This is a genomic window from Bacillus sp. UNC438CL73TsuS30, from assembly GCF_000482325.1.
Classification (GTDB): domain Bacteria; phylum Bacillota; class Bacilli; order Bacillales; family Cytobacillaceae; genus Neobacillus.
Genome location: NZ_AXVA01000005.1, coordinates 422,277 through 437,338 on the forward strand (window position 1 = coordinate 422,277; position 15,062 = coordinate 437,338).

General features: G+C 37.3%; 30 protein-coding genes and 1 pseudogene. All 31 read left to right on the forward strand.

What is annotated here, in order from left to right:
* Window positions 1-15: 15 nt before the first annotated feature.
* Window positions 16-777 (forward strand): ATP-binding protein, encoded by a 762-nt coding sequence (locus M028_RS0102310; RefSeq protein WP_026572478.1) that lies wholly within the window; start codon window positions 16-18, stop codon window positions 775-777.
* Between the two features lie 177 nt (window positions 778-954).
* A complete protein-coding gene (locus M028_RS0102320) occupies window positions 955-1,335 on the forward strand; it encodes a hypothetical protein (protein ID WP_026572479.1) in 381 nt (126 codons plus the stop codon).
* Between the two features lie 197 nt (window positions 1,336-1,532).
* Entirely contained in the window at window positions 1,533-1,745 is a 213-nt protein-coding gene (locus M028_RS0102325; RefSeq protein ID WP_026572480.1) for a hypothetical protein, read from the forward strand.
* The gene (locus tag M028_RS0102330; RefSeq protein WP_026572481.1) at window positions 1,745-1,993 is read left to right on the forward strand and encodes a hypothetical protein; all 249 of its coding nucleotides are present in this window, start codon (window positions 1,745-1,747) and stop codon (window positions 1,991-1,993) included. Before M028_RS0102325 ends, M028_RS0102330 begins: the two co-directional genes overlap by 1 nt.
* Window positions 1,990-2,286 carry a hypothetical protein gene (locus M028_RS0102335; protein ID WP_026572482.1) on the forward strand — a complete coding sequence of 99 codons (297 nt, stop codon included), beginning with the start codon at window positions 1,990-1,992 and terminating at the stop codon, window positions 2,284-2,286. Before M028_RS0102330 ends, M028_RS0102335 begins: the two co-directional genes overlap by 4 nt.
* A 13-nt stretch (window positions 2,287-2,299) precedes the next feature.
* Window positions 2,300-2,965 carry an FAD-dependent thymidylate synthase gene (gene thyX, locus M028_RS29260; protein WP_051590891.1) on the forward strand — a complete coding sequence of 222 codons (666 nt, stop codon included), beginning with the start codon at window positions 2,300-2,302 and terminating at the stop codon, window positions 2,963-2,965.
* Between the two features lie 7 nt (window positions 2,966-2,972).
* Window positions 2,973-3,275 (forward strand): MazG-like family protein, encoded by a 303-nt coding sequence (locus M028_RS29265; RefSeq protein WP_051590892.1) that lies wholly within the window; start codon window positions 2,973-2,975, stop codon window positions 3,273-3,275.
* A 68-nt stretch (window positions 3,276-3,343) separates the two neighbouring features.
* Window positions 3,344-3,791, forward strand: a pseudogene (locus tag M028_RS29270) (DUF1064 domain-containing protein).
* A 110-nt stretch (window positions 3,792-3,901) separates the two neighbouring features.
* The gene (locus tag M028_RS32525) at window positions 3,902-4,045 is read left to right on the forward strand and encodes a DUF3983 domain-containing protein (protein ID WP_155925399.1); all 144 of its coding nucleotides are present in this window, start codon (window positions 3,902-3,904) and stop codon (window positions 4,043-4,045) included.
* A 144-nt stretch (window positions 4,046-4,189) separates the two neighbouring features.
* Window positions 4,190-4,423, forward strand: a complete 234-nt coding sequence (locus tag M028_RS0102375) for a helix-hairpin-helix domain-containing protein (protein WP_026572483.1) — start codon at window positions 4,190-4,192, stop codon at window positions 4,421-4,423.
* Window positions 4,424-4,434: 11 nt separating this feature from the next.
* On the forward strand, window positions 4,435-4,656 hold the full coding sequence (locus tag M028_RS0102380) for a hypothetical protein (protein ID WP_026572484.1): 222 nt from the start codon (window positions 4,435-4,437) through the stop codon (window positions 4,654-4,656).
* Window positions 4,657-4,687: 31 nt separating this feature from the next.
* Window positions 4,688-4,897 carry a hypothetical protein gene (locus M028_RS0102385; RefSeq protein WP_026572485.1) on the forward strand — a complete coding sequence of 70 codons (210 nt, stop codon included), beginning with the start codon at window positions 4,688-4,690 and terminating at the stop codon, window positions 4,895-4,897.
* A 170-nt stretch (window positions 4,898-5,067) separates the two neighbouring features.
* Complete coding sequence (locus tag M028_RS29280) at window positions 5,068-5,301, forward strand: hypothetical protein (protein WP_035423608.1); 234 nt, start codon at window positions 5,068-5,070, stop codon at window positions 5,299-5,301.
* 69 nt (window positions 5,302-5,370) lie between these two features.
* Window positions 5,371-5,826, forward strand: a complete 456-nt coding sequence (locus tag M028_RS0102400; RefSeq protein WP_026572486.1) for an ArpU family phage packaging/lysis transcriptional regulator — start codon at window positions 5,371-5,373, stop codon at window positions 5,824-5,826.
* Window positions 5,823-6,365, forward strand: coding sequence for a site-specific integrase (locus M028_RS0102405; RefSeq protein WP_026572487.1), 543 nt, complete (start codon window positions 5,823-5,825; stop codon window positions 6,363-6,365). The genes M028_RS0102400 and M028_RS0102405 overlap by 4 nt, the downstream gene beginning before the upstream one ends.
* 18 nt (window positions 6,366-6,383) lie before the next feature.
* On the forward strand, window positions 6,384-6,575 hold the full coding sequence (locus tag M028_RS29285; protein ID WP_035423609.1) for a hypothetical protein: 192 nt from the start codon (window positions 6,384-6,386) through the stop codon (window positions 6,573-6,575).
* Window positions 6,576-6,607: 32 nt separating this feature from the next.
* Entirely contained in the window at window positions 6,608-6,784 is a 177-nt protein-coding gene (locus M028_RS32530; protein ID WP_155925401.1) for a hypothetical protein, read from the forward strand.
* 22 nt (window positions 6,785-6,806) lie between these two features.
* Complete coding sequence (locus tag M028_RS32535; protein ID WP_155925403.1) at window positions 6,807-6,965, forward strand: hypothetical protein; 159 nt, start codon at window positions 6,807-6,809, stop codon at window positions 6,963-6,965.
* A gap of 150 nt (window positions 6,966-7,115) precedes the next feature.
* The gene (locus M028_RS0102425) at window positions 7,116-7,475 is read left to right on the forward strand and encodes a hypothetical protein (RefSeq protein ID WP_231510752.1); all 360 of its coding nucleotides are present in this window, start codon (window positions 7,116-7,118) and stop codon (window positions 7,473-7,475) included.
* Window positions 7,476-7,491: 16 nt separating this feature from the next.
* Window positions 7,492-7,743 (forward strand): hypothetical protein, encoded by a 252-nt coding sequence (locus M028_RS0102430; RefSeq protein WP_026572489.1) that lies wholly within the window; start codon window positions 7,492-7,494, stop codon window positions 7,741-7,743.
* A gap of 288 nt (window positions 7,744-8,031) precedes the next feature.
* Entirely contained in the window at window positions 8,032-8,172 is a 141-nt protein-coding gene (locus tag M028_RS33250) for a hypothetical protein (RefSeq protein WP_197031358.1), read from the forward strand.
* Entirely contained in the window at window positions 8,169-8,495 is a 327-nt protein-coding gene (locus M028_RS0102440; RefSeq protein WP_026572490.1) for an HNH endonuclease, read from the forward strand. Before M028_RS33250 ends, M028_RS0102440 begins: the two co-directional genes overlap by 4 nt.
* Before the next feature lie 130 nt (window positions 8,496-8,625).
* Window positions 8,626-8,928 carry a P27 family phage terminase small subunit gene (locus tag M028_RS0102445; protein ID WP_026572491.1) on the forward strand — a complete coding sequence of 101 codons (303 nt, stop codon included), beginning with the start codon at window positions 8,626-8,628 and terminating at the stop codon, window positions 8,926-8,928.
* On the forward strand, window positions 8,925-10,580 hold the full coding sequence (locus M028_RS0102450) for a terminase TerL endonuclease subunit (RefSeq protein WP_026572492.1): 1,656 nt from the start codon (window positions 8,925-8,927) through the stop codon (window positions 10,578-10,580). Before M028_RS0102445 ends, M028_RS0102450 begins: the two co-directional genes overlap by 4 nt.
* Window positions 10,581-10,598: 18 nt before the next feature.
* On the forward strand, window positions 10,599-11,735 hold the full coding sequence (locus M028_RS0102455) for a phage portal protein (RefSeq protein WP_026572493.1): 1,137 nt from the start codon (window positions 10,599-10,601) through the stop codon (window positions 11,733-11,735).
* Entirely contained in the window at window positions 11,735-12,463 is a 729-nt protein-coding gene (locus tag M028_RS0102460) for a head maturation protease, ClpP-related (RefSeq protein ID WP_026572494.1), read from the forward strand. Before M028_RS0102455 ends, M028_RS0102460 begins: the two co-directional genes overlap by 1 nt.
* A 12-nt stretch (window positions 12,464-12,475) precedes the next feature.
* On the forward strand, window positions 12,476-13,615 hold the full coding sequence (locus M028_RS0102465; RefSeq protein WP_026572495.1) for a phage major capsid protein: 1,140 nt from the start codon (window positions 12,476-12,478) through the stop codon (window positions 13,613-13,615).
* 16 nt (window positions 13,616-13,631) lie between these two features.
* Window positions 13,632-13,922: a hypothetical protein gene (locus M028_RS0102470; RefSeq protein WP_026572496.1), complete on the forward strand. Its 291-nt coding sequence runs from the start codon at window positions 13,632-13,634 to the stop codon at window positions 13,920-13,922.
* Entirely contained in the window at window positions 13,909-14,277 is a 369-nt protein-coding gene (locus M028_RS0102475; RefSeq protein ID WP_035423610.1) for a phage head completion protein, read from the forward strand. Before M028_RS0102470 ends, M028_RS0102475 begins: the two co-directional genes overlap by 14 nt.
* Complete coding sequence (locus M028_RS0102480; RefSeq protein WP_026572498.1) at window positions 14,274-14,666, forward strand: hypothetical protein; 393 nt, start codon at window positions 14,274-14,276, stop codon at window positions 14,664-14,666. Before M028_RS0102475 ends, M028_RS0102480 begins: the two co-directional genes overlap by 4 nt.
* On the forward strand, window positions 14,666-15,049 hold the full coding sequence (locus tag M028_RS0102485; protein ID WP_026572499.1) for a hypothetical protein: 384 nt from the start codon (window positions 14,666-14,668) through the stop codon (window positions 15,047-15,049). Before M028_RS0102480 ends, M028_RS0102485 begins: the two co-directional genes overlap by 1 nt.
* Window positions 15,050-15,062: the final 13 nt, after the last annotated feature.

Genomic DNA, 15,062 nt, shown 5'->3' on the forward strand with positions numbered 1-15,062 from the left:
AAAGGAAAAGTAGTAATGGATTCAATTACCCTAAAAAAATTTAAATGTTCTCAATGCCAGAAAGATACCATAGATGGCTGGGAATTTGAATTAGATGGGAAGGTTCAGGAAATTACGGCCGCACAAAAATGCAACGGCTGCGGCACGGAAGAATTAAGCAGGACTGCATCCAAAGAATTAATGCAAAAACGAGTAGATGCCCTTGTTTCTAATTGGTATTACATTTCCGAAAAGGACACGTCCGGATTTAAGAATTATCAACCAACTGATCATCAATGCACGCATGATGCAAAGCAGAAGGCAATGAACTATGTTGGTGCCTTTAGTCAAAATGAATTGATGGAGAAGAATTTATTGATTGCAGGCAGTACCGGCACAGGCAAAACTCATTTATCAAAGGCAATGGCCAGGACCCTAAAAGCCAGAGGGTTCAAAGTAGGTTTTATTTCATCAGTAGAGCTTTTTAATAAAATCAAAGCAACCTTTGATAGCGGATCAGCGGAACGAGTATTCGAGGAAATGAAGAAGCTGGATATCCTTGTCATTGATGATGTTGGAGTTGAAACAACAAAGCTAAACGATGTCAGTTGGACTGTGCGGACCTGGACTGAAATCATTGATGCGCGGTTAGGGATGGCAAATATTTGGACAACCAATTTGGATGATACCCATTTAGGAGAAGTGGTCGGACAGCGAGCTTTTTCACGAATGTATGAAGGTACAAGATTTATAGATTTATTCACCGATGATTATCGTAAAACGAAAACTGTAAGGTGAGGTGCTATATGTGCCAAATATGCAATGGGACCCACGTAATTCACGAGGTAAGCAACTATTCGATTCAGTTTAATTGCTGCCCCGAATGTGGTCCGGAATCGGATGAAGTGTGGTATGAACGGATAAATAAATTAAAATTTATGGTCGCGGAAATGAGAAAAGGGGAGGAAGTAAAAAATGGATGAATTAATGTTTAAAATCAGTCAGATTTTAGGCCGGAATATTCAATACGAAAACATGAAGAAATCTTTTGAGGATTTAGCTGCAGTAATTGAAAAGCAACAAAAAGAATTAACCGAAGCGCATAACCGGGAATTATCTTACAACGATGATATTGAACAAATGGATGTGATGGTCGATCTGCTTCAAAAAGAAGTAAACCAGTACAAACTTCAGGAAACACTTCTTCTCGAAAAAGTCAAAAAACAAATAGAAGATATCCGGCACCTTCGAGCAAAAACAACTTTTAAGGTATATGAAGAAAATCTTCTACTAGTACAAGAAATTGTCCGCTTGAAAGGAGAAGCGAACAATGTGCCAGCAATGCCCTCAATGTAACGGTAATGGTTATGTAGCTGATAAAAGAAAAAAACAAGTCAAAATGGAATGTTTGGAATGTCATCACCACTGGATTACAGAGTCCAAAATTTGCCCAAAGTGTGAAAGGCCTAACGGATATGCTGTTGATGGAATCTGTGCCCAGTGTTATTCAGAGCAGTTAAGCCGGAAGGGATAAAAATTGTGAGGTGAAGAAAATGGGTATTTTATATAGCTCAATGATTAAAGTGAAACTTCACCAAGATAAAATGCACAAATATTTTATTAAAAGATTGCAAGAATTAGGGGTTACTCATTCACAGCTAGGTCATCCGGTGGAAGAGTTAGATTACGATGAAGCTAAATACGAATATACATTGGCGGCATTCAGGGAAATTGATGCTGAACGAGATGCAAACAGGTGGTTTTAATGGGACAAGCAACAAAAAAAGAATTCTTTCAGCGAGAACCAAGACAAAACAGAATTATTGTGTGTGAGGATATGGACTTTGTGTGGGATAAACCAGAGCTGAAAGCTTTGAAAAAAATGTGGGAAAAGGAATTAAGCGTAAACTATATAGCTGATTATTTTGACCGAGATCCAGACGAAATTTTAGTGGCCTTAATCCATTTAGCCAGGAACGACAAGATTGCAAGACGGAAGGAGGGTTTGGTGTGATTGGTAAAAAGCATGAAGTCAGTCAAAAGTCACTTAAAACATTAGAAAAAGTCATGTTTTCTCAAGATGACTATGGATTTGAAAAATATAAAAAACCTTTATCGCATGAAATGAATTATGACTGGATGCAAATGTTTTTAGAAGAAATGGCTGATGGATTGAAATATATCCAAAATGAAATGGATCGGAAGGCAAAAGTTATTGAATTGCTTGAAAATGCGTTGAAATTGGAATCCATGATTTTAGTTGAATCAGCTCTTGGAATTTTGAAGATTGAAGGGACAGGAAAATAAGGAGGCCCGAACAATGGAAGTTAAATTAATCGCACATACTCCGAATGGGATGGAAGTGGCTTTAACCGCTATTCGAACCTGCTACAGCCATTTAAAACCTTCTGAAATCATTAAGGCCGAAGGAGAAAAGTATTTCGGTCGGATGGCAACGGACGGAAAAGAAGGAACGGAAGCGGACAGGTTAATCCGTCACATTATAAATAGTGGACATACATCAACAATGGAACACCTAAACTATACATTCGCAATTGAAGGGGTTTCCAGGTCATTATTAGCGCAATTAACACGTCATAGGCATTTCTCTTACAGCGTTCAATCTCAACGTTATGTGAAGATGGAAAGCGAATCTAAAAGCGGTGGATTTAATTACACTTTTCCTAAAACAATTATTGAAAATCAATTTGCCTATGATACCTACACGATTGTGATGGAAAACATTCAACATGCTTACAACGAATTAAGAGCATCAGGAATACCGGCAGAAGATGCCCGTTATATCCTTCCTAATGCTGCAACTTGCAATTTAGTTTTAACCGGTAATTTACGGAGCATTCTAGAATTTTACTCTAAGAGGAATCCTTCAACTCATGCCCAATGGGAGATTAAGGAACTGGCAGAAAAAATAAAAAATGAAGTAATTAATGTGGAACCATGGGTGAAATCATTTTTTGAGAGGTAGTAAAAATATGAGATTAGAAGAATTAATGACACAAGTAAACCTCGATGTGTTTTACGAAAGGTTAAGACAAAACGATCTCTGGGGCTTACAGCGGCATAATTGGGGCAAGTGGTTAGGAATATTGGGTGAGGAGTTCGGAGAAGTTTGCCAGGCAATAAATAAAATTCATTTCCCTAAAGATGCCAAACCTACGGACGCAAGCAATTTGTATGAAGAATTAATTCATGTGGCTGCTGTAGCATCTGCGATAGCTGAACATGTACTTGAGGAGAGGGAACGCGATGAAGAAGAGGCAGCGGCAAAAGATTGATAAAAAGCAAAAGCAAGCCTTTGCTTCAATTTTATACAAGCTCAAAGAGTTGATTAGGAGCAGAATGGATGAAAAATAAGTATGGAGCAAAAAAGGCTATTGTGGACGGAATAACCTTTGATTCGATAGCTGAAAGCAAATATTACGAACAACTTAAATGGCTAAAGCAAGCAAAGCAAATTAAAGATTTTGAGCTTCAACCCAAATTTACCTTACAGGAAGCTTTTAAAAAGAACGGGAAAACATTTCGCAAAATTGATTATAAAGCAGATTTCAAGATTTATAACTTAGATGGAACTATAGAGATTGTTGACATAAAAGGGAAGATAACCAAGGAGTTTGCCATCAAAAGGAAACTGTTTGAACGAAAATACTTAGATTCTCTTACTCTGTTGAAATATGACAAATACAAAGGATTTATTGAGGTGAATTAAGTCGAGAAAGGCTGTGAAGGAATCTGGAGACAAGAGTGATAATCGCAGACGACAGAGCAGCATGGGTAAAGGCAGAAGATAAACAAATGATTTGTTGGACAAGGTGTTCCCTTTATAAAAAGTGTTCCAGTCGTTTAGGTGCGGATTGTAAGCGTCTAGGCGGTTCAAAAATACCGAAAGTAGGTGGCGGGAATGACAAACAAAGAAAAGCAAAAAAGAAGGCTTAAAAAGGCAATTAAGCAGCGGGAAAAGGAAAACGAAAAGAAAGCTCTGGATTTGGCATGGCGTAATTACTGGGTGAAGGTCGGAATTTTGAATGAAAAGGTGAGTTTATGAAGGTAACAACAGCTTATGCACTAGCTTGGATATCTGTAGCAACCACTGTATCAATTGGAATTGTAGTTTCCAAAAGTTTAATTCCAATGTGGTTTTTATTAATACCGGCATGTATTTCAATAAGTAGCAGTAAAGGGTGAGGACATGAGTGGAGCATTACGACAACTTAAAAAGAAGGGGAAGGTTAAGCCTTCTCCTATAGATCCAGCATTAATGGCAGCTTGGCACAATGGATTTAATCAGGGTGTAAAACAACAACTTAAATCGGATATGAATACCCTGGCTAAATTGCTTGAAGGATTGGAAGAATGGCCGGGGATTGGCGAAAAGACAGCGGGTAAGATTCGGGAGCATTTCCTCAGCAAATTTGGGATGTAAGGTGGTGTCTTATGCCAAGGGGACGAAGAGCGACAAAGGAATATGCCGTTTATAAAGGCGATGAACTTCTAGTGATTGGAACTGCAAGAGAGTGTGCAGAAGCTTTAGGGGTACAGAGAGAAACCATTATTTATTATATGTCTGCTGCTTATCAAAGAAGGTTAAGCAAAAGGAAAGACACAAAGAACGCTTTAGTGACAGTGCCTTTGGATGATGAAGATGATGAATCTTAGATCTATAAAGCGACATAAGGAGGAGTTAATAATGTTTGAATTATCACTTATAAAAAAGAACTTGAAATACGGTGAGGAAATCGAAGGGAAAGAATACGCACATAAAGTACTTTCGTTAGAAGATGTTAAATGGTTAATTGAACAGGCTGAAAAGGTTGAGGAATTACAGAGTAGGATAGATAAGGTTTTAGAACAGTCTGGAGTTAATTGGATAAATAAAGTGTTAAAAGGTGTTGAGTGATAGTTCACACTACGAAGATTTGACGAAATAAAAAAGAAGGTGAACAACATGATCCTATTCACCTGTAAAGAATGTAACCAATCAAGATTTGAATTAGAGATTATCCCAAAATTGAAGTGTCCAGATTGCGGAAAGTACATGGAGGCTATTGAAGAAGAGGAGTGAAAACCATGATAAGCAAGGTAACAACCTGGCAAATGACCGAGGAAGAACGATTGGCATATATCGAAAAACATCCCATTAAACCAATAAAAAAACCAAAGGGCACAGGATTTAGCTTTGATTCACCGGATTATAAAATTTCAACCGAACAGAGACAAGAAAATGCAAGGAAAGCAAGGGCGGCAAAAGATTATAAATGGAGGAGTCAAAAAGCTGTGGAGAGTAGATGGAAGAGCGAATAAAAAAATGCCAGGATTTCTCCCGGCTAGGTAATGTCTCGACAATTCTATTTTACCACGGGAGGTATCTAGGTGAGCAAACAATTACAATTTATTCTTCCTAAGATTGACGAAAAGAAAACAAAAGAAGCAGTGGAGGCGGCATTAGAAAAATATCGTATGTATCTGCTATCTGTTACAGAAGAAAAGGTCCCGAAAATCACGGCATCATATTCGCTACAACCTCCTGCATTTACGAATGAATTTCACTCACCTGTAGAAAGTGCGGCTATTGATAAAGTGGATATGGAAAGGGAAAGAGAAAACTATATCGAATGGATCCGTAGGGCTGTAAACCGGCTTAATTTTAAAGAACGGGAATTAATCATAAAACGGTACCTGGAAGACGAGGAACTATTTGATTATGAGCTTTACAATGAAATGAGGATGTCAGAAAGAAAGTATTATAGATTAAAAGCAAGAGCATTTTATAAACTTGCCTTTGCTCTGAAAATAGAAGTCTATGAACAGGTTGTGATTAATCAATGAACTATGTACAGCCTATTCGGGACCTAGACAAAGTAAATGAAATGAAATCTTATCTGAAAAGCAAGAGCGAGAGGAATTATATCCTCTTCTTGCTTGGGATAAGCACGGGCTTAAGGATTTCGGATATTCTTCAGCTCAGGAAAGAAGATTTATTAAATACCCATGTCAACATAAAGGAAATGAAAACAAGGAAACAAAAGCGGATTCGTATTCCTCCTTATATTCGGAAAGAGCTCATTGAATATGCAAGGAGACTTAAGGACCGGGAATATGTTATTAAAAGCCGTCAAGGCGGCAATAGAGCCATTGACCGTTCTGTGGCTTACCGTATCCTTCGAGAAGCAGCAGAGCAGGTTAATTTGAGCGAAATTGGCACTCATACATTAAGAAAAACATTTGGGTACCATTTTTACCAGCAGACAAAGGACGTGGCCATGCTGCAGGAAATGTTTAATCATAGCTCACCTCAGATCACATTAAGGTATATCGGGATTAACCAAGATTCAATGGATAAGGCCATGCTTAAGTTTAAGATTTGATGAATAGGAGGGTGGCCGGTGAAAGAGTATGCGATATATAAAGGTGAGGACCTATTGTGTATCGGTGATGTTGTTGAATGTGCGGAAACGCTGGGAGTGAAGGTTAGTACCATCTACACCTATGCAGCTAAAGACAGAAGAAGAAGAGCTGAAAAAAGCAAGAATCCTGAACAATGGACATTAGCTTATGCTTTGAATAAAGAGGAATAGATAGAAAAGGTGACATATGAGGAGTGGAAAAAGTGAGTGAAGAAATGAAAGCTTTAAGGAAAGAAATAGTCCACAAAGTTTTGCTATTAACCGTAGAAATTGAGTACGCAGAAGGTCACGAAAAGGACTTATTACTTGCAAAGTACGAAGGATTTAAAGAAGCTTGGGAGTTAACAGGTGGAGATATTCCAGAAGAGGTTGCTTCGTAATGCGGAGAAGGAGTGAAAAGGTTTGAAAGAAAATCTTGAACAAAAAATAAAAGATAATCTCAAACGCAATCCTTTTTACAAAGAGTCCAATAAGGATTTGCTAAAGGTGAAAATAGATGGTCATTTAAAAAGTGAAACACCTTTTATCTCGATTAAAAATATTGCTATTGAAATTGATTAGTTCATCTTACGGAGATAAGGCAATTTAAGAGGCTAACAACCTCTTATTTTTTTAAAGATTTAAAATCTGCATCATAAAAAAACAAAGAGTGCAGTCAAAAATAAAAGTGAAACAAAAACAGTGATATCAAGGGATTTAGCAATTAGGTGAGTGCAACAGTCTATGTATTATATTGCAGTCATTAAAGAAAGTGAGGAATGGCAAGGGATGCAGGTCGAAGAGGCAAAGAAACAAATTAAAGAATTGAGGAATTATATCCAGCAGATCCAGAGCTACCAGCCAGAAACATTCGAGCAAGAAGCAAACTATTTATATGTGCAGCTGGAGAGCGTGAGCAAGGTGGCCGATGAATTGAATAAAAAAGGATACAAGGTTGGAGCCCGGAAAGTGATCAGCAAGGATGTTTCAGATATCATTCGTTCTAAGCCGGTAATCGATGAAATGCATCAACTGGCAAAGAAGTTTTTCAATGGGAATAAGAAGAGAGCAACCGGGCGCGGCTGGATATAAAAAGGAGTGAATGATTATGACTGGGAACGAACGGTTAGAGAAAATAAAAGAAGTCCACCTTGAACGGATAAAACAAAATGAATTATATACAGCAAGCTTTATACATGTTGATTGGCTAATTGAACAGGCTGAAAAGGTTGAACGGTATGAAGCAGTGTTAAAAAGAATTGTTAAACAAACTTCTTGTGATGATACTTGGGATTTTGCGAACAGAGTTTTAGAAGGTAAGCCAAATAATGATTTGTTCTACAGAATGAATATAGATTAAGTTGCAAACAAAAGTGGCAGAAAAGTGAAAGAAAAAGGGCAGGATTTAAGCAGAGTATTTTCTTTTAGACATGCTATATTAGTAATATGAAGTTTTATAGGTCACGGAAATGACCTAATTAAAATAGTCAACTTTTGTTCTAGGGAATAATTAGTTTCTTCAGGCTAAAAGGTTTGAGGCGGTAATCGTTTAGGGGTAGGCGATTATCGCCTTTTTCTATGTTCTTTGCAAAGTGAGTTAAACGGTTAGCTTAGTTTGGAATGAATATACGGCAAAGGGTGATGCGCTATGTCGGAGAAAAAGCTACAAAAGAAATCACCTAAGAATAAGCAGAAGAAGGAACAGCTATCACGTAAGGACATCGAGGAACTAATGGGGATTAACAAGCCAGTGTACACAAGACATAATGGAGCGATCCGAAGGAAATGACTGAGTACAAGACTTACGAACAGAAGAGAAAGTTTTATAAGTCAGCAGCATGGGAGCATCTAAGACAGCAAGCCTTAGAGCGTGACAACTGGGAGTGCCAGCAGTGCAAGCGTGAAGGAAGAGTACATGCAGACTCACGGAAGGTTGAAGGGCAACGTAAAAGCATAGAGCTAAACGTTCACCATAAGTATGAGATAGAGTTCTATCCTAAACTTGCTATGGTGTTGGACAATTTAGAATCTCTTTGTATAAATTGTCATAATAAAACCCATGGAAAAGGCTTCAAACCGAAAGAAAAAAAGTGGGACGATGAGAAATGGTAAATATTTTTTGAGATTTTTGTCGAAATACCCCCGGCCAAATTTTTTTGAAATTTTTTTCCGGCCCCGGGCCGGCGGGGGAGCTCGATTTCCCGGATTTTTCGTAAATATTTCACGTTAGGGGGTGGGTAAAGTGGCAGTTAAGATCACAGAATTACAAAAACAGCTCATGGATAGAATCGATATAACCGATTTGGTCCAGCTGGAAAAAGTAGAACGCTATATTGATTTGGTAAAGTCATTCCGAAAGGTTAATAAAATTATAGCCAAAGAGGGAGAATCCATTACAACTGAAAATGGGTTTCAAAAATTTACTAAAGCCCATCCTCTGATTGGTGAGAGAAATAAAATAAACGCTTCTTTATTGAGCATTGAGAAATCATTTGAATACGAAGGTGAAGAAAAGATTAAGCATAGCGCTAGTGACCTTATATGATTTCAAACAAGTATGTGGATGAGTATATCCACATTTATGAAACAGGAAAAATCATACTCAATAAAGAGCGAATTATGCTTATAGAATATCTTCAAAAGTATGTACTAATTCGGGATGATCTCTATTTTGATGAAAAGTTAATCGAGAATTTTATCAAGTTTGCTGAAAAGTGGTATTTTCCATTACAACCGTTTCAAAAATTTATAGCAGCATTTGTTTTTCTTTTTTATAAAGAAGACAAATCTGTTTTTTATGAACAGTTTTTGATCATGATGGCCCGGGGTGGTGGTAAGAATGGTTTTATATCTGCCTTGAGTCATTTTCTTATTAGTCCATTGCATGGTATTCCCAGGTACAACATATCTATTGTGGCCAATAGTGAATTGCAAGCAAAAACTTCATTCAAAGAAATTTATGACACAATTGAAGCTAATGAAGTTTTGGAAAACATGTTTTACCGGACAAAAGTTGAAATAACGAGCAATGATACGAAAAGCATGCTCCAATTCCACACTTCAAATGCCAGCACTAAGGATGGCTTGCGGGATGGGGCGGTTATTTACGATGAAATACATCAATACGAAAACTTTGATACTGTAAATGTATTCTCTAGCGGACTTGGTAAAGTTCCAAATGCTAGGGAATTTTTTATTGGTACAGATGGATTTGTTCGCGAGGGTTTCATTGATAAGACAAAAGAACGGGCAATGAACATTTTAGAAGGTAAGGACCTTGATGATCCATTATTCCCTTTTATTTGCCGGATAGATGATTCTAAAGAAGTGGACGATCCTGATGTATGGGAAAAAGCGAATCCAATGTTTAGTAAGCCTATGAGTAAGTATGCAAAAGGACTTTTTAAGAAGGTCCTTACTCAATTTAAGCAGCTGGTAAACAATCCTTCAAACCGTGAAGAATTTATGACCAAGAGAATGAACTTGCCAGAGGTTGATTTAAACAAAACTGTGGCGGCTTGGGAGGATATTTTAAGAACAGGTTTTGAAGAAGATGGAACGCTAAGGGAATTACCGGACTTAAAACATCGAGTTTGCGTTGGTGGATTGGACTTTGCGAGTATCAAAGACTTTGCGGCAGTAGGATTGCTATTTAAAGTCGGTGAAGAATACATTTGGAAATCTCATTCATTTGTTCGTAAGGGATTTTTAGACAAGGTGAAGTTAAAAGCCCCCATTAAAGACTGGGAGCGCCTAAAATTACTCACCATTGTAGATGAACCAGTAATTGATATTAAACATATTGTTGATTGGTTTGTTGAAATGCGGGAGATATACGGATTAACGAAAATTGTTGCCGATACATTCCGTTTAGATATTGTCAAAACAGCACTGGAAGCAGAAGGATTTGAATTAGTGTTTATTCGAAATCCAAGGGCCATTCATTCCTTGCTTGCTCCCCGGGTTGAGACGATGTTTGCAAAGCATAAGATTATTTTTGGTGATAATCCTTTAATGCGCTGGTACACGAACAATGTTTACGTTCACATTAAGAAGGACGGAAACAAGGAATATTTGAAAAAAGATGAATTTAGAAGAAAAACAGACGGTTTCCAGGCATTTATTCACGCTCTATTTGAAGCCGATAATGTTTTAGTCGATGAAATGGACTTTTTCTTAGATGACATTAATTTCTAGAAGAGGAGGTGAGAAAATATGGGGTTCCTGGACTATTTCAAAAGTAGAAACCAAGAATTAGAATTGTTATTTGACTTAGATATAATCGAGGACACATCAGAGAAAATTCAAATGAAAAAGCTAGCTATTCAAGTGTGTGTGGATATGATTGCACGGACTATTATTCAGTCTGAATTTCGTTTGAAAAATGGTAAAGATATCATCAGAGATGAAATTTATTACAGATTGAATGTCCGGCCAAATCAAAATATGTCAGCCTCAACATTTTGGCATACTGTCATTGATAAGCTCATTAAAGAAAATGAAGTATTGATTATTCAAGCAGACAATCAGGATCTATTGATTGCGGATTCTTTTTCGCGGATTGAATATGCAGTTTATGAGGACAGTTTTAAAGATGTAACGGTGAAAAATTATACTTTTAATCGTACTTATAAAACAAGCGATGTTATTTATCTGCAATACAATAACGAAAAATTAACAACATTGCTTAATGGCCTTTATGAAGATTATGGTGAGCTTTTCGGAAGGATTTTAAACTTCCAGAAACGCAAAAATCAGATACGCGGCATAGTTGACATTGATGCTATCTATGATAAAAGCGATAAGGGCCAAGAAAGAATACAAAACTATATAAATAAAATCTATAAAGCATTTAGCGAAAAAGATGTAGCCATTGTTCCACAGCAAAAAGGTTTTAAGTTGGAAGAAATGAAGCAAGCATCCACCCTTCAAAGTGTAGATGAAGTTAACAAGGTTACAGATGGTTTTTTATATCATGTTGCCAGGGCTGTAGGTATTCCGATTGCTTTAATAAAAGGTGATATCGTAGATACAGAAAAAGCTACACGAAATTATATGAATTTCTGCATTGATCCTATTTTAAAGAAAATTAAAGATGAGTTAACTGCCAAACTCATTGATAAAGCTGATTACTTGAAAGGCAAACGAATGGATATTAAACGAATTTCTTACAGTAATATCTTTGATGTTGCCACCTCTGTGGACAAGCTGAGAGCATCCGGAACTGTAACAGGCAATGAATTGCGTGAAGAATTAGGTTTAGAAAGGGCTGATGATCCATTGCTTGATAAATTCTTTATGACTAAGAACTATCAAGAGAGCTCTGATGCGCTCAAAGGAGGTGATAACTAGTGAAGCGATTTAAAAATGAACAGGCTAACAAAATGGCTGCAACTATTAAACATGAATTTAAAGCAGAAGCGAGTGGAAACACCACTGAAATCACTATTTACGGTGATATCGGGGAATCTTGGTGGGGTGAATCTATCTCAGCTAATGATATTAAAAATGCTTTAAAGGATGTAACCACTGACACAATCACTATTCGTTTGAATAGTCCTGGTGGTGATGCGTTTGATGGAATCGCGATTTATAACCAGCTTAAAAACCATAGCGCAAAAGTAATCGCTCATATTGATGGTTTGGCAGCGAGTGCAGCTTCTATTATTGCTATGGCTGCAGATGAAATCATTATGAATACAGGGTCAATGTTGATGATTCATGAAGCTTCTACCTTTACATGGGGAACTAAAGCTGATATCAAAAAGACATTGAATGCATTAGAGGGAATTGACGCATCTATTGCTGATATTTATATGACCCGTTTCAGCGGTGAACGAGATGAACTCAATACCTTAGTTGAGAATGAAACTTGGTTTACTGCAAGTGGAGCTGTTGAGGCTGGGTTAGCTGATACAGTTAACGATAATAAAACTGATGATAACATCGAAAATTTAAAGACAATGATTTTTAATCTCCAATCTGAAATCACGCAATTAAAAAATAAACAACCACAAGAGCCTGCTACTGATCCTGTTCAACCTAGACGGAATCTGAGTATGCTTTTTTTAAATTTATAAGGGGGTAGGAAAATGGGTATTAAATTTAACAATTTCGAAGAAAAGAAACTAGCTTTTGCGAAAGCCACACAAGAAGGGACAGCAGAAGAACAATCAGTTGCATTAAATAGCATGATTGAAGCACTTGCACAGGATGTACAAGCAGATATTTTCAATCAAGTGAATGAATCTATTATTGATCGTTCTATCATGCAATCACGCGGCTCTAATGTCCTTACTAGCGAGGAAATGAAATTCTTTAATGCTGTGGTTCAAGATGGTGGGTTTAAAGATACAGAAACACTTCCTAAAACCACTCAAGAACGTATTTTTGATGACCTAGTACAATCACATCCATTACTCCAACATATTGGCCTACAAAACTTAGGTGCCGTAACAGAATTTATCTACGGTGATCCAGAAGGCGCAGCAGTGTGGGGACCACTATTCGGAGATATCCAAGGACAGCTAAATGCTGCATTCCGTAAAGAAAATATCAGCCAGCTTAAATTGACTGCTTTTATTCCTCTTGCAAATGATATGCTTAAACTTGGACCAGTTTGGATTGAGCAATATGTTAGAACTATGATCTCCGAAGCAATGGCTGTTGGATTAGAGCGCGGCTTTGTTGCAGGTACAGGTAAAAATGAACCGATTGGTTTATTAAAGAATCCAGCTGGTTCTGTTACGGATGGTGTTTATCCAGATAAAACATCAGCAGGTACATTAACATTTGAACCTGGACGTACAACAATTAATGAATTAAAAGACGTTGTTAAATTGCTTGCTAAAAAATTGAATGCAGATGGTACCGATGCAGATAGACCTAAAACTATTGCTGGTAAAGTTGTAATGGTAACAAATCCATTCGATACTTTTGATATTCAAGCAAATTCTACCGTTCAAAATGCAGCAGGTATTTACGTAACTAGCTTGCCATTTAATCCAACTCCAAGCGAATCAGTATTTGTCCCACAAGGAAAGGTTCTTTTCTTTGTTAAAGGTGAATATATCGCAGCAATGGGTGGGACTGAGCCAATTAAGAAATTTGACCAGACTATGGCACTTGAAGATGCTACTCTTTATATCGCAAAACAATATGCAACAGGTAAGCCAAAGGATAAGTACGCATCACAAGTTTATACTTTGTCACTGAACATTCCTGGCGCATAATTTGGGGGTGATGTGATTGGAAATCACGCCACAAATCTTAGAAGAATTTAAAGAACGAATGCATATATCTCATTGGGGTGAGGACGACAATTTATCAAGATTGTTGTCCTTTTCTATTGTGGATTTACAGCAAAAATGCGGAGCATTCGACATTGATACAAATGAACAAGCTAAAGAGCTAGTATTTGAGCGAACACGCTATGCATACAATGACGCACTGGAATACTTTAACGATAATTTTCTAAGCCAAATTACAGCTTTAGGAATATTGCTAATGCCAGAGGATGATTCAGATGCAACCGTTTAAATATAAGCCACCAAGAGTGAATACCGGTCATTTACGAACGCCGATTACCTTTTACGAATATGCGCCTAATGATGGTCCGGAGCCAGGCGAAACACAAAAGCAAGTTTTATATAATGCTTGGGCCAAGGCGGATAATGTTTGGTTAAAGGATATAGAAATTGCTAAATCAAATGGCACGTTATCAGATGTCACCATTACGATTCGAGATCCACAAGCGGATTTTATTCCTACTAATAAACATTACCTTTCTATTGATGCTCCTGAGTTTAATGGGATGCAGTTCAATATCAAGCATGTTCAGCCCGACTTGCAAAACAAACAATTTATTACAATTGTGGCAGGTCTAAAAGAATGAGTGTGAATATTAGAGGTAATAATGCATTACTCGCTGAATTGGAAAGACGATTAGGTGCTATGGCAACTCAAAGAATAAGCGATAAAGCTTTAAAAAAAGGTGCCGAAGTATTTGTTGAAGAATTAAAACGTCAATTTGAATCATTTAAAAAGACAGGTGCCTCCATTGAAGAAATAACAATAAGTGAACCCACATGGAGTGGACGTACTCGAGTGGTAAAGGTGCATTGGCGCGGACCTAAAGACCGATATCGTATTATTCACCTGAACGAGTTTGGCACCGTACAAAACCCTAATCCACGCGGTAAAGGTGCAATAGCACGGGCTATGAAAAATTGTGAAGCAGCCTATCGCGCAGCAATTGCAAGGGCGATTAGAGGTGAGATTTAATGGATGTTTTAGGGATGATTTATAATGCTTTAATAGCAAATGAATACATTCTCTCCCAAGCCAAAGGAAGAATCAAATACTATGAGTATCCAGAATCTAAGGATGTTAAAAATCCATTTATCATTATTGATCCATTGGATGTTCCTTCACCAAAAGATTTCGCAGATAATACTTGGTTATCGAATGATTGTTTATTGCAAATTGATGTATGGACAAAAAATCGAACAACCACAAAAGAATTAGCTGAGAATGTTCAAAAGGTTATGTGGAATATTGGTTTCCGTCAAAATGGCGGCATTGAAGAATGGGATAAAGATACTGGTATTTTTCGAGATGCAAGACGTTATCGCGGTAAAATTTATCGTGATGATTTAGATATTTAAAGGAGTGATTTGA

Coding starts and splice junctions, on each gene's coding strand:
- M028_RS0102485 (WP_026572499.1), top strand. CDS start 14,666: ATGGATGTTTTAGGGATGATTTATAATGCTTTAATAGCAAATGAATAC.
- thyX (WP_051590891.1), top strand. CDS start 2,300: ATGGAAGTTAAATTAATCGCACATACTCCGAATGGGATGGAAGTGGCT.
- M028_RS29280 (WP_035423608.1), top strand. CDS start 5,068: ATGATAAGCAAGGTAACAACCTGGCAAATGACCGAGGAAGAACGATTG.
- M028_RS0102465 (WP_026572495.1), top strand. CDS start 12,476: ATGGGTATTAAATTTAACAATTTCGAAGAAAAGAAACTAGCTTTTGCG.
- M028_RS0102320 (WP_026572479.1), top strand. CDS start 955: ATGGATGAATTAATGTTTAAAATCAGTCAGATTTTAGGCCGGAATATT.
- M028_RS0102310 (WP_026572478.1), top strand. CDS start 16: ATGGATTCAATTACCCTAAAAAAATTTAAATGTTCTCAATGCCAGAAA.
- M028_RS0102385 (WP_026572485.1), top strand. CDS start 4,688: ATGTTTGAATTATCACTTATAAAAAAGAACTTGAAATACGGTGAGGAA.
- M028_RS0102375 (WP_026572483.1), top strand. CDS start 4,190: ATGAGTGGAGCATTACGACAACTTAAAAAGAAGGGGAAGGTTAAGCCT.
- M028_RS32525 (WP_155925399.1), top strand. CDS start 3,902: ATGACAAACAAAGAAAAGCAAAAAAGAAGGCTTAAAAAGGCAATTAAG.
- M028_RS0102330 (WP_026572481.1), top strand. CDS start 1,745: ATGGGACAAGCAACAAAAAAAGAATTCTTTCAGCGAGAACCAAGACAA.
- M028_RS0102455 (WP_026572493.1), top strand. CDS start 10,599: ATGGGGTTCCTGGACTATTTCAAAAGTAGAAACCAAGAATTAGAATTG.
- M028_RS0102480 (WP_026572498.1), top strand. CDS start 14,274: ATGAGTGTGAATATTAGAGGTAATAATGCATTACTCGCTGAATTGGAA.
- M028_RS33250 (WP_197031358.1), top strand. CDS start 8,032: ATGTCGGAGAAAAAGCTACAAAAGAAATCACCTAAGAATAAGCAGAAG.
- M028_RS0102450 (WP_026572492.1), top strand. CDS start 8,925: ATGATTTCAAACAAGTATGTGGATGAGTATATCCACATTTATGAAACA.
- M028_RS29265 (WP_051590892.1), top strand. CDS start 2,973: ATGAGATTAGAAGAATTAATGACACAAGTAAACCTCGATGTGTTTTAC.
- M028_RS0102475 (WP_035423610.1), top strand. CDS start 13,909: ATGCAACCGTTTAAATATAAGCCACCAAGAGTGAATACCGGTCATTTA.
- M028_RS0102430 (WP_026572489.1), top strand. CDS start 7,492: ATGACTGGGAACGAACGGTTAGAGAAAATAAAAGAAGTCCACCTTGAA.
- M028_RS0102440 (WP_026572490.1), top strand. CDS start 8,169: ATGACTGAGTACAAGACTTACGAACAGAAGAGAAAGTTTTATAAGTCA.
- M028_RS0102325 (WP_026572480.1), top strand. CDS start 1,533: ATGGGTATTTTATATAGCTCAATGATTAAAGTGAAACTTCACCAAGAT.
- M028_RS0102380 (WP_026572484.1), top strand. CDS start 4,435: ATGCCAAGGGGACGAAGAGCGACAAAGGAATATGCCGTTTATAAAGGC.
- M028_RS0102405 (WP_026572487.1), top strand. CDS start 5,823: ATGAACTATGTACAGCCTATTCGGGACCTAGACAAAGTAAATGAAATG.